General features: G+C 61.9%; 11 protein-coding genes and 1 tRNA gene. 2 read left to right on the top strand and 10 right to left on the bottom strand.

The genetic code is table 11. The annotated features are described in order from the left end of the window. Positions 1-49 precede the first annotated feature (49 nt). The 8 genes from QM797_RS21900 to QM797_RS21865 all read right to left on the bottom strand — a co-directional run bounded on the left by QM797_RS21900 (position 50) and on the right by QM797_RS21865 (position 8,310). Complete coding sequence (locus QM797_RS21900) at positions 50-568, bottom strand: Uma2 family endonuclease (RefSeq protein ID WP_283277768.1); 519 nt, start codon at positions 566-568, stop codon at positions 50-52. Next, positions 561-1,751, bottom strand: coding sequence for an aromatic ring-hydroxylating oxygenase subunit alpha (locus QM797_RS21895; RefSeq protein ID WP_283277767.1), 1,191 nt, complete (start codon positions 1,749-1,751; stop codon positions 561-563). Before QM797_RS21895 ends, QM797_RS21900 begins: the two co-directional genes overlap by 8 nt. Before the next feature lie 242 nt (positions 1,752-1,993). Beyond that, entirely contained in the window at positions 1,994-2,860 is an 867-nt protein-coding gene (locus QM797_RS21890; protein WP_283277766.1) for a polysaccharide deacetylase family protein, read from the bottom strand. 107 nt (positions 2,861-2,967) lie between these two features. Beyond that, the gene (locus QM797_RS21885; protein WP_283277765.1) at positions 2,968-4,218 is read right to left on the bottom strand and encodes an NAD(P)/FAD-dependent oxidoreductase; all 1,251 of its coding nucleotides are present in this window, start codon (positions 4,216-4,218) and stop codon (positions 2,968-2,970) included. A 134-nt stretch (positions 4,219-4,352) separates the two neighbouring features. Further along, positions 4,353-5,201, bottom strand: coding sequence for an SDR family NAD(P)-dependent oxidoreductase (locus tag QM797_RS21880; protein ID WP_283277764.1), 849 nt, complete (start codon positions 5,199-5,201; stop codon positions 4,353-4,355). A gap of 116 nt (positions 5,202-5,317) precedes the next feature. Further along, positions 5,318-7,027, bottom strand: a complete 1,710-nt coding sequence (locus QM797_RS21875; protein WP_283277763.1) for a thiamine pyrophosphate-binding protein — start codon at positions 7,025-7,027, stop codon at positions 5,318-5,320. Positions 7,028-7,623: 596 nt separating this feature from the next. Further along, positions 7,624-8,073 (bottom strand): SDR family NAD(P)-dependent oxidoreductase, encoded by a 450-nt coding sequence (locus QM797_RS21870; protein ID WP_283277851.1) that lies wholly within the window; start codon positions 8,071-8,073, stop codon positions 7,624-7,626. Positions 8,074-8,091: 18 nt separating this feature from the next. Beyond that, positions 8,092-8,310 carry a nuclear transport factor 2 family protein gene (locus QM797_RS21865; RefSeq protein ID WP_283277762.1) on the bottom strand — a complete coding sequence of 73 codons (219 nt, stop codon included), beginning with the start codon at positions 8,308-8,310 and terminating at the stop codon, positions 8,092-8,094. Between QM797_RS21865 and QM797_RS21860 the strand changes: the two genes are divergently transcribed. Together QM797_RS21860 and QM797_RS21855 are read left to right on the top strand one after the other, a co-directional pair. After that, positions 8,265-8,621, top strand: a complete 357-nt coding sequence (locus QM797_RS21860; protein WP_283277761.1) for a hypothetical protein — start codon at positions 8,265-8,267, stop codon at positions 8,619-8,621. The two genes, QM797_RS21865 and QM797_RS21860, sit on opposite strands and share 46 nt — an antisense overlap. A 420-nt stretch (positions 8,622-9,041) precedes the next feature. Continuing rightward, a complete protein-coding gene (locus QM797_RS21855) occupies positions 9,042-10,304 on the top strand; it encodes an MFS transporter (protein WP_502942376.1) in 1,263 nt (420 codons plus the stop codon). 1,049 nt (positions 10,305-11,353) lie between these two features. Here the strand turns inward: QM797_RS21855 and QM797_RS21850 are convergent. Both QM797_RS21850 and QM797_RS21845 read right to left on the bottom strand, forming a co-directional pair. Then, entirely contained in the window at positions 11,354-11,905 is a 552-nt protein-coding gene (locus QM797_RS21850; protein ID WP_283277760.1) for a TRAP transporter small permease, read from the bottom strand. A 396-nt stretch (positions 11,906-12,301) separates the two neighbouring features. Beyond that, positions 12,302-12,372: transfer RNA gene (locus tag QM797_RS21845), tRNA-Leu, on the bottom strand.

The raw sequence follows: 12,372 nt of genomic DNA, 5'->3' as shown, positions 1-12,372 counted from the left end.
TGGAAAGCTCGCTCGAGCGCAACTCCACGTCTTCGCCGCCAGACGTTCTTCATACGTCCGACGGCCAACTCGCACCCATGTCGGAATCGAGAACGTGGCTTCTCGGCCAGTGGCTCAGCAACTCGCCGACGGTCAGCGGTGTGAGACTGACTCCGACCGGACGAAGCAACTCGTCCGACTGAAACACCGTGGCGGGCCACTCGAATCTCTGCGAGGTCCCGTCCAACACCATGACCAGAACGCGTCGGTAGCCCGGATCGACGTACCACAACTCAGGGATTCCCATGCGTCCATACGCGAGTCGCTTCGGCCCCAGGATGTATCGACTGGTCGATTCTGTGCGAAATTCGACGACGAGGTTCGGCTTCGCACTGATCGAATCCTCGACCACCAGAGTTGGTCTGAGTTCGGTGTTCTTTCCCAGGGTGCACAACGGCCGATCGACCACACGCACACCCTTGTCAACCAGCGCGGCACCCAGCACACCGATCGCGCCGTCGATGCAGTCCGCGAGTAACGCGGTGGGTTGTACAACGGCGAATTCTTCGCCGAAGACCAACTCACGCATCGACGGAGCCCGGCTGCACATCGCTGAGCGAATTGAATTTCGTTCCCATCAACAGACGCCACTGGCTCCAGAATTGCCGAAGACGATTGTCGTCGCCGCGCTCGCCCTCGCTGGCGTCCTGACCACGCGCGATGACACTGTAGGGGAGCTTGCGCGAGGTCAAGCCTTCTTGCTGGGCCAGGAAGATCGGGTAATCCTCGATCTCCAGTGGATTCTGGAACCACGTCTTCTGAGCGAGCTTGCGATTCTCCATGACCTCGTCGTCGTCACCGACAAGTCCGAGGGTGAGGTTGTGCAGAACCACCTTGTCAGGTGACAAGACGTGCTGAGTATCGATCGACACCACATTGGATCTCAGTGTCACAGTCGAATCGGGAAACAGGTTCACGATGTAGCCGTCCCCGACTTCTACACCCGGCAACGGGTTCTTGCGAAGTTGCTCCCATAGTTCCGGTTCCATACCTTCTGGATCCATCCCCAACTGCTGAACAGCGTGTCCGTTGTCGTGCAAACTGTAACGCCCCGCCGGGCTCGCCGCACGGAAGAACGGGTGCACGAATGGTACGTGGTACCCATCACGAACGTTCTCGGCAAACACCTTCCAGTTCACCGGCATCTCCATACTCCAACGGCTGATGACGGTGAACTCGGCGTTGGCCAGAGGGGTTGCCATAGTTGAGTGCACCGTCGGTCCGAGCCATTCGACCACTGAGGTCGGGGCCTTGCCGAAATGTACGAACACCAATCCCAACGTCGATTCGCAGGTGAATTCGATCAGGTTGTGGTCCGATTTTTCGAAGCCGGTGCCCTCGTACGACTTTGCTCCGCTGAGGCCGACCAGCTCACCTTCGAGCGAGTAGACCCAGAAGTGGTACGGGCATCTGAACGCCGAAGCGTGGCCGGCGTCTTCGGAAACCACCTTGCACGCGCGATGCCGGCATACGTTGAGGTACGCGCGGAGGTCACGGTTCTTGTCGCGCGCGATGATCACCGGCGCACCTGCCAACGTCGTCGTGACGAAATCGCCCGGCTCGGTCAGCTCGCTTTCGTGACACGCGAGCAACCAGCTCTGCCCGAAGATATCCGAGACTTCTTTCTCGTACGTAGCGGCGTCGTAATAGACGCTGCTGTCCACGACGCGATCGAACGGTAGCGACGAACTGGCGTTGACTGTTTCAGGCATGAGCGCCTTCCTTTCGAGGAGGGAATTGCGCCGGCCGACGACCGGGGCATACATGAGGGAGAATCATCCACAATTCGCCCGAGGTTCGAGGTGGTCCACGTCGCGGGATGCATCCGGAAAATCGGATGAAACAATCACCCGATTCCGGGTGACTCGACTAGACGTGGTGTCGTTGTGCTCGGGATCGTGTCCGAATGTCAGGTCGTTTTGTGGTTTCGACCTCGCATTGCGGTCGACCCAGCTCAGGTGGTTTCTTTCGAGTACCAGGTTGCAATCTCATCTGCCGTCGCGAACCACACATCGTCGAACGAACTCATGTGCTCGAGAGCTTCGGCAAAGTATCGGGTTCGGTTCGGCTGGCCCGACAGGAACGGATGTAGTCCGAGTCCGAATACGCGGGGCCACTCGTCACCCTCGCTGCGCATCTGGTCGAACTGATCGATCACGGTCTGTTTGAACTCAGGACCCGTATGACCGTGCAAGACATAGGAGGGTATGTCATTGACCTCAGTGCTGTACGGGACTGACAGTAAACGCTGTCCAGCGACGTCGAGGTCGAAAGGCTGGTCGTCGATTCCCCAGTCGAGGTTGTAGGTGTAGCCCAGTTCGGCCAACAGTTGGTTGGTATTCGGGGAGGCCGTGAGCGAGGGGCCCAGCCAACCCTTGGGCCTCGAGCCGGTGGCTCGTTCCAGTTCATCCGAGACCTCGGTGATGTACTGACGCTCCTCGTCCAACGACATGCCTGCCTGCCATGTCGAGTTCGTCTTACCGTGAGCAACCCACGTCCATCCTCGCTCGACGCCGGCAGCCACTATGGCCGGGTAGTGCTCCGCGACTTCACTGTTCACAATCGGGGTCGGTCGGATCTTCAACCTGTCGAACACCTCCAACATGCGCCAGAAGCCGACCCGCGGACCGTAGTCTCGCCAACCGGCGTTCGTTGGATCCGGGGTCAGGCCCGCCGTGAACGGAGCCAAGCTCAACGCCGGCTTACCGTATTCGTAATGCTCGATATTCAGACCGAACCACACTGCAATGCGTTTACCGTCGGGCAGGCGCATCTTCGGCCGGTCCACTATTGCCGAATACGTGTAGATTGGATTGTTCATCTCGTGCTCCTGAGTTCGGTGGTCATGAACCGAGCGATCGGTTCCACGATGGTCGGTTTCGTGATGCCGGTGGTTCGGCTTTCCGCGGGTTGCCGATGGTACGGACGTCAGACCGCGGATTCCGCGAGGACCTTGGCGGCTTTGACCAGCTTGATGCGGAACATCGCCACCGCTCTGGGTATCCCGTACGCGACGCCACCGACGAACGTGTCGCCGGCATACGCCGCAGCGGCGAACCGGCCGGACTCCACATCACCCTGTGTCAGCTCGAACCTGGTAGCGAGAGCCAGCGCGCCGATGCCCTGCAGACGAACGCCGAAGTGATCCGACCAGAAGCTCGGCATACCCGCGAATGGCTCGGCGCTCTCCCCCCGAACCGCGGCACGTGCTACTGCCTGCCCCTGCTCGACGGCATTGCTCCAATGTTCGACACGCAAGGAAGCCCCGAATGCCGGGTGCGGCCAGCGCGCGATGTCCCCGGCGGCGAATACGTCAGGGAACCCGACCACGCGCAGGTCGGCGCCGCACACGACACCGTTGTCCAGCGGGAGTCCGGAGGTCTCGAGCCACTCCACGTTGGGCATGGATCCGCATGCGACCACGACCTGATCGGCGTCGACAACGGTGCCGTCGGACAACGTGACGCGATGGGCGCCGCTCTCGGTGATCTCGGCTGTCGAGACACCGAATCCGGTGTGCAGCACCACGCCGTTGGTCTGGAGCAATGCTGTACACGCTTGCGTCGCGAGCGGCCCGGCCGGGGCCAGCGGGGCGTCCAGGCCGACCATTGTCACGTCGGCACCCAGCGTGCGAGCGGACGAGGCGACCTCGACGCCGATGAAACCGCAACCGATGACCAGCAGTCGCGTGCCCTCTCCGAGTACAGCTCTGAGCCGCAACGCGTCATCGACCGTGCGGACCGTATGGACCGTCTCGCTGTGGCCGAAGGTCGGAAGGGTGCGCGCTCGGCTGCCCGTGGCGAGTACGACCTGGTCGTAGCCGACCTCTTTCCCGCCCTCTATCTCGACCACACGACGCTGAGTGTTCAACCCGATCGCGGGTCGGCCCAGCTCCCACGTCACGTCCAACTCGGGGTCGCGCATCAAGAGGACATCGTCCGCGGTCATCACCCCGGTGAGCACCTCTTTGGACAGCGGGGGTCGGTCGTACGGGTCGGCGGCCTCGTCGCCGATGACGACGACTTCGCCTGTGTAGCCTTCGGCTCGCAGTCCCTCGGCAGCGCGGAGACCTGCCAGCGAGGCGCCCACGACAACGATGCGGCCGCCCGGCGGGACGGCGCTTACAGCGGAGTTCGGCTGGACGGTGGAGTTCGGAGGTGTTTCGGAATCGTGGCTCATGACGGCAGCTTCTTCGTAAGTCGTTGGGTCGGATCAGGTCTGCGGTGCGGTCGATCCGCATCTTGCACCTAGTGTATTCATTCTACACTGTACGTAAAGAGGGTGCGACGGATCACTTTTGCGTCACATCTACCTCAATCGAATAATCGGGACCCGAGATCATCACCACCCCGGACCCGCCGAAGACCCCGCACGCCGAGGCCACCGTCGGTCTCGATCACCGATCCGGTCATTGCCGACGATTGAACTCGCGAACCGGCCAGCACATACGCTCCGGTGTGATCCGACGGCTGCGCGAACATGTCGAGGGGAGTTGTGGCACGTACTGCCGCGGCGCGATCATTCGGGTCCACGCCCGGTGGGTTCCGCGGACCCTTTCCTGCGGCCCCGATTCCACTCGGGCTGGTGAAACCGGTCTCGGTGGCACCGGGAGACACCCCGTTGACCCGAACCGTGGGCGCGAGCTCGTGCGCCAATTGGCGAACCACTCCCAGTGCCGCGTGCTTGCTGGCCACGTAGATCACTCCACCACCGTCGGGGTAGAACGACGAATTCGACAATGTCACGACCACGGATCCGTGCGTCCTCACGAGCTGTGCCAGTGCCGCCTTCACACTGACGATGACGCCCTTGACGTTGATGTCGAACACTTGCCGGAAGGCAGTGTCGATCGCGGAGGGTTCGAGGTCGACGAGTTCGGCGAAACGGTCGCCGAGTCCCGCGTTGGCCACCAGCACATCCAGCTTCCCGAAACGGTCGACAGCGAGGTCGACCGCGGCGACGCAGTCGTCGTAGGAACGGACGTCAGCGACGATCGTCGCCACTGTGTCGCCGTGGATGTCACGGACCTCGTCAAGCCGCTCGGAATCGATGTCGGTGACCACCACACGAGCGCCTTCTGCGACATACCGGTCGACGACCGCCCGTCCGATTCCCGATCCCCCACCTGTCACCAGTGCGACTTCGCCGCCCAGCCATGTCACAGTAGGTCGACCGAACTGATGCTCGCAGGCCGACACCGGGTCGCCCCGCCCACGACAGACGCAATCGCGCGGTCGGGCCTGTCATTCGTCGTCACGACGGATCCGTTCGCATGTGTCTAGAGGCCGGGTGTGAGGACGTCGAGGAGGGCAGGACGACCGGACCGCACCACGGCGACAGCCTCGGAGAGTTGCTCGGCCAACACGTCGGGGTCCGAGATGGGCCCCGACCCCCAGATACCGAACGACCGCGCCATCCCCGCCAGATCGACCGGCGGATCCGACAAACCCGCACCGACATACCGGCGATCCTCACGATGCCCGCGCGCACGCCCGATCTCGATGGAATGCCCCACAGTGTTCCCGTACTGACGGTTGTTGTTCACCACGATCAACACCGGAAGAGACTTGTGCGCAGCAGTCCACAACGCCGACGGCAGAAACAACAGGTCACCGTCATTCTGAACATCGACCGTGATGGTCCCCGGCTGCTGAGCCAACGCCACCCCCAGCGCACCGCTGACGCCATAACCCAAACCGCCACCGGCACCCCACCCCGCGTACTGCCTCGGCCGATCCAACGCCAGATACCGATGCTCGAGGTGACTGTTCGTCCCGCCCCCCAACACATAATCCGTACCGTCCAACGCCCGCGCCAACTCCACCTGCAACCGCTCCAACGGAACCGACCCGTCCGCCGTCGCCTGCGCACCCGACGCCCACCACCGCGCACGCGCCGCACGAACACGCTCACCGATCTCCGACGTGCGACGGGCAACGAGGTCCACATCGAGCGGCTCCGCCCGCAGACGCGACAGAATCGCCGACACCGCCGCTGACGAGGACGCCGTCACGTGACGATCCCCGGGCACCATCTCCTGGTAGTCGTGCGCCCACGACCGCAACTTCAGACTCGACAAGGACACATTCAACAGCGTCAAACCACGATCACCGCGCCGCTCACGCAACGGAGTGTGAATGTCCTCGACATCGAGCGCCAGAACAACATCCGCCTCGCCGAGAAGACCCTCGACGTGCATGCCGGCGAGCGGGTGCGTCGTGGGAAAGGCGTGGCGCACACCGGTATCGATGACGGGAGCGCCCAGGGCTTCCGCCAACGCGACCAGGTCACCGAATGCTTCAGGCGTCTCGCCGGCGTACCCCGCCAACACGACAGGGCGCACCGCGCGGCGCAGCACATCGACGAGCCACGCGGTATCGGCAACACTTGGCGCCGGATCACTCGGCACCGGGAATCGGCCGATCCCACCCGCGACGAAATCAGCCGGCAACGGATCTTCCTGAAGATCGAAGTCATAGCACAGATAGACAGGCCCCCCGGGGGCACTGGTCGCCGCCGACCGAGCACGCGCCATCGACTCCTCGATGCTGTACACATCGTGCGGCTCGTCGTCCCACACCAGAAAGTCACGCACGATGTTCGCCTGCACCGACGCCGTATGAATCCAATCGATCCACGGCCGACGCCGAGCCTTCGACTTCGGCCCCGTCCCACCGATCAACAACATCGGAGCACGATCACACCACGCGTTGTAGATCGCCATACTCGCATTCTGCAACCCGACCACATTGTGCAACATCGCCGCCATCGGCTTACCCGCAGCCTTCGAATACCCCTGCGCCATACTGACAGCCACCATCTCGTGCATACACAACGAAATCTCCGGCGCATTCGGAGTGTGCACCAACGAATCGTGAATCCCCCGGAAACTCGCCCCCGGATTGAACGCGACATGCTCGATACCCGACTCCATCAACAAGTCGACGATCAAATCCGACCCGTAACGCGTGTTCTCAGCTGATGCCACTATGACTCCATTCAAATGTCTACAGTATACAGAAGTACCTTACAGAACACTCCGGGAAATGGCGCCGCTTCCGCCGCGTTCCGTGCGTCGCATACCGCGGTCTTCAGTGAGACCCTAGGTCCGAATACATGATCGTTCCGCCGTCCGAGTGGCGTCGCCATCCGCACCCGGGAGGATCGGCGGCCACTGTGTCGACGCGAGCCGATAGGCGGGACGCCACCGGCACTCACATCTGTGTCCGGCCGATCCCGTAGACCGACGCGATCGGAAGGTAGTCGTTCCCGCTGACACTGCCTGCTCCCGGAGGTGTTGCAGCTTCAGCGGGATCAGGGAACACCCGCGGATCCAAGAATCGCGAGCCCGCACGGAGCGGAGCGCATGGTGATCGTCGCCTACCGAGCGTGCCGTACAACGGAGCGATCAGGCCGACGACGGCTTCGTGCACAGTCGTGTTGCCGTCGGTGAGCTCGACTATCGAGCGGTTCAGAGCAGGTTCGGCCAGTACTCCAGCGATGAAGCGGCGACGTTGTCGCTTCGAACATCCCCGTGCTCGATCGCCGGCCCGGCGGTGACCAGACCGTCCCCCGGTTCATCGGTCAGGATGCCGGGCGGACGACGACCCAGTCCAGATCGGTGCGCGCGAGATGGACATCGGCGGTCTTCTTGCGCCGATGACGAAGGTGTTCATGGTGGTCCTCTTCCTGGAGTGCGTAGGCGTACTGCTCGATGAAACGCGGGCCTGCGCCCAGTTCTGCGGCCACGTTGTTCGCCCAGGACGAGTCTCGGAGCATGGCCCGACCGATGAACACGGCGTCGGCGGAGGCGATCGAGCCGGGTTCGGTGACATCGAAGGTCGACGCGACCGCACGTCCGCCGGCCGACTCGATGTCGGACACCAGCTCGTCGAGGCCATCTTGATCACGGTCGCCGGCGACGATGCATGCGACCAGCTCTGCCAATGCGCGTGCAGTCGCACCGCCGATCCCGGACGAGGTGCCGTGATGACGACAACTCTGCCTTCGAGGTGGTTCATGTTCTCTCCCGATCCGGGATGGTGGGCGTCGTCAGCGTGCGTACTGGTGGTAAACCTTCGCGATGATCTGCCACCGTCCGTCCTGCTCGAGGAGGGTGTGGAAATCGATGTAGTCGGCGCCGATGGCGTCGTTCTCCATATCGACCTTGACCACAGCCGTCGTGGGAGTGAGACCGAGAACATCGATGCGGGTCGGGCTGTCCGGTGCGGTGCCGTTCTCGCGGACGAAGTATCGATGCCCACATCGCATTCTTCGGGGAACTGACCTGGTTCAGGCAGGTCTGGTTATCGCCCGAGTTCTCCGGTCGCATGATTCAGGCGAACCGAATCCACGACAACGAACTGGCCTACTATCTGGCGTCGACGATCATCGAACTCCGACCCGATGCGCCGGACGTATCCCTCGACGTGATGGCCACGTTCTTCATCGGGATGCTCGACAAGGGCGTCGATCTCGCGTACCGACAAAACCATCGTGACGGAAACGACGCAATCCTCGCGGAGACGAATCGATCGAGCATCGCCTCGGTCGCAACGTTTCTCCCTGATCGGAGTTCCTGACGCGACCCCGGCGTTCCAGCAGGTCGTTGAACACGACAATGCGTCTTCGCGTCAGTGAACGGCGACTGTCAGTCCAGGAAGACGACTGCACTGCGTCAGAAGTCGAGTAAAACAGCGCCGTGCTTCGCAGCAGTGGCATCGCGTTCGGAGCGAGTCGTCATCGGCGGAACGCGGGCCGGCAGTCGCACCCGCAACTGTGATACCCGCTGCGACCGCAAAGTCGGTTTGCGCTGCGCTATCCATGATCCATCCCTACACTGTGTACTGTCTACACTTTTTCGCGTTGGCCCGACAATCAACACGTCGAGCCGGGCCTCACCGTCGAGGTCGAAGGTCGAGGCTTCATCCTCGAACGCCCGCTGGCCGGGCGCACAACAACCATTCGGACGATCGTCGCCGACCGACCCCAAGGACGCCATCTTGAGCGAGCCGACCTACACACGCACCACCGCGTCGGAGATCACCCTGATCAATTGGCCCTACCTCGTTCTGGTTTTCGCTGCCGTCGTGCTCGACGGCTACGACACCATCGCGCTCGGGCTCTCGGTGCCCGCCCTCTCCAGAGACTGGGGCGAGGCACCGTCGCATTTCACCCCCGCGCTGGCGTTGACCAGCGTCGGTGCGGCGATCGGCTACATCGCCGTCGGGCGCCTCACCGCCCGCTACGGCTGTCGCAACGTCATCCTGGTCGCGGTAGCCGTATTCACGATCGGTTCACTGCTCACCGCATGGGCGGGGTCGATCGTCGAGCTCACCGCGTTGCGGTTCATCACTGGCCTCGGCCTCGGTGCCGTAGTGCCCGCGGCGGTGGCCCAGGCGGCAGCCCTCAACCCGGCCCGGCTACGCCAGTCCATCGCTGTCTTCGTCAGCATGGGGATCTCGCTCGGGTCTCTCATCGCCGGTATCGCCGGTAGTCAGTTGGTGTCGAACTTCGGGTGGCCGTCAGTTTTCATCGCGGGTGCAGTCGCTTCCGCAGTGCTACTGCCGTTCCTCTGGTTCGCATTGCCCGACGAGCGAGCGGTGATCGGACACGTTGCAGCCGCAGAGGCCAAGCACAGCGCCTCGGTTGCTCGGCTGTTCGACCCCGCCGTGCGCTCTCGCACATTGCTTCTGTGGGGCTTCGCGTTCCTCGTCTTCTCGGTGTTCTTCATTTTCTCCTCGTGGCTCCCGACGCTCCTCACCAGCTACGGGTTCAGCACAGGACTGGCGCCGCTCGGCTCGGCAGCACTCGGCGTGGGCAGCATCATCGGCGCCGGAATCCTCATCGTCGGAGTTCTGAAGTACAGATTGACCACGGTGATTGCGTGCACCACGGTCGCCGCCATCGTGTTTCTGATGATCTCTGCGTTCCTCGGACCAGACAAAGCGCTGCTTCTCATCGTCTTCGGCGGCGTCGGCCTCGGACTGCAAGCCGGAATGATCGGACAAGCCGCGGTGGCGCTGTCCATCTACCCCCAACGTACCGCTGTGACCGGGCTCGGTTGGTCGACGTCGATGGGTCGCCTCGGATCGGTCGTCGGACCGATTCTGGGCGGAGCGCTCATCGGACTCGGAACTGGAACCAGCACAATTGTGTTGCTTGCGTGCATCCCGGTGTTTGCGGGCCTGCTGATGATGCTCGCGCTCGGCCGGATGCGTGTGAAAATCCACACTCCCGACACTGCCACCATGCCATCCTTGTAGACGGTGGCATGTGAGATTCTCCGACCGAAAATGCACCCGAGATGTTGCGGGTCATGAGGTCGTAGTCACTCGTTAGCTGTCCCCGAAGTGGGACACCGGCGGTGCCTCAAGAATGACGACAATCACGCCGAGGAAAGCGACTTCGCCTTGCGACTCGACCCCAATCATGCTCTCGCTCAACCCCGTCCCGAAGACGGGAGGGGAAGGCTGATCTTCGAATGCATCGGCGGAAGCCGTGATTACGCAGTCGCCTACTCGTCAATGACAATCCTCGCTTATCTCCGACCGCCGCGGTGCCTTCGGACAACGCCGGTAAACGGCACGATCGGCGACGCCAGATCCCACGGTGTCCTGTGAACCCGCAACTCAGCTATAAGACATGGCGGGAGTGGCCGCAGGAAGCATTCTGGTTCTTGGCGGAAGGTCTCGCAGCCACGGTCGCCTCGGAGATACCGCACGACCCCGCCTACTGGGCGGAGAAACGAGTACAACGTAGAACCGACCGCTCATTCAAGAGGATTGTCGGAATCTGAGCGACATCGGACAGTTGAGTGCGTGCCTTTCGCCAACCGCCCCGATGAGGTGACCAATCTGTTCGGTTTCGCGACGGCTCAGCCCTTCGATACTGGTCGCCGAACGACTATTGCTCGAAGCGATTCCCGGCGGCATCGAACCCGCATTCGCCGACACAATCTTCTGATTGAGCGCGCAGAACGTCGACCAGCATCGTTCCCGAGGCTGCCATTTCGCGTCAAGCGAACGACGCACTGCAGTTCTGCGCGCTGCGTTTTTCGCTACCTCCTGCTCGGCCAAACCTAGGCTCTGTCGGTGCGAAACATGTTCGGTACAGACGATTCACCTTCGATGTCGGACAAACTGCGCTGCCGCTAACCCTGTGCCAACCAGTCTCAATCACGACAAGTCGACGTTTGCTGCGCGTCGTCAGGAGGCGGGGCACAGTTCTGGATCTCCCCGGTCTCGAGATATGCGCGGGAACTTTCCTCCGTCTTGACGTCCGGGCAGTGCGCGTGATGGTCGAATCCAGTCGCTCACACAGACTCTAGTTCGATCATGCCCACCACGAGCGGACCCGAAGCTGCAACTGGCCGGCTGTCGAGCATCGCCGTGACCACATCGACGATGTAGTCGGCGCTACGCCCTGTATCGATAGTCACCATCGTCATCGGCGGCAGCACGACAAGCAAGCGGGCCGGCCAGCCGAGAATACCCATACGCGACTCGTTAGCTGCAAAAGAAGAGAGCATCCTTTCGAAGCCAGAGAAGGCCATAAACGCGAATAAAGGGATTAACGCGACCCTCCACAGCATTTCCGTCCTCATCTGCCCCCTCTGGCTAAGACGATCCACGACGATGGAAAATCCGATGTTGTCGCGCTCTGCGTCGAGCCAGATCAGGCCGGTGGCAGTAATTAGCAGCATTACCATCTCGGTGAAGTCGTAGGATGATGGCAACGCTTGCCCAACTATATTGCGGGCGGCAATGTCCAGGAGCAAAGGGATCGTGACAGCGACGGTAACGCCAACGTTGACAAAGACGTGCGCCCATGTCATTGCCCTGAGGGCTTTTCTTATTGAAGCCACAACATCCTCCTAGCTGGCTGCGTCTGGCAGCCAGGTCACAAGCACTGGAACGAAGAAAAGCACCACGACGACAAAGAGGTCAACGAAGTAGTAGGGCCATACGCCGCGGATGAACGTGTTGTTGGAGGCGTCTAGGCACACTCAAAGGAAGAAGCCTTGATGGAAGCCGCAAGCAGCTTCGAGTAGCGCCGTCTCTTCTGTCCTGCGGATTTCTCCATCAGCAATGTTCTACGCTCGCTCGGACAACCCCCAGTGGGCGGTTGGTCCGGGCAAGTCCACGTGGATTCGTTGGCGTGTTCGAGCGCCGATCCAGAGCAGTTAATTTGAGTTGTGACGTTCTGCGACACCGAAGTGCGTGTTCGAACCAGGACCGAAGCGCTGTGAACACGGGAGATATGGTGCCCCCAGTCGGACTCGAACCGACACTGTGCGGATTTTAAGTCCGCTGCCTCTGCCAATTGGGCTAT

The sequence above is a fragment of the Rhodococcus sp. IEGM 1381 genome (assembly GCF_030056795.1).
Lineage (GTDB): Bacteria > Actinomycetota > Actinomycetes > Mycobacteriales > Mycobacteriaceae > Rhodococcoides.
This window is presented reverse-complemented; position numbering and strand designations above follow the sequence as displayed.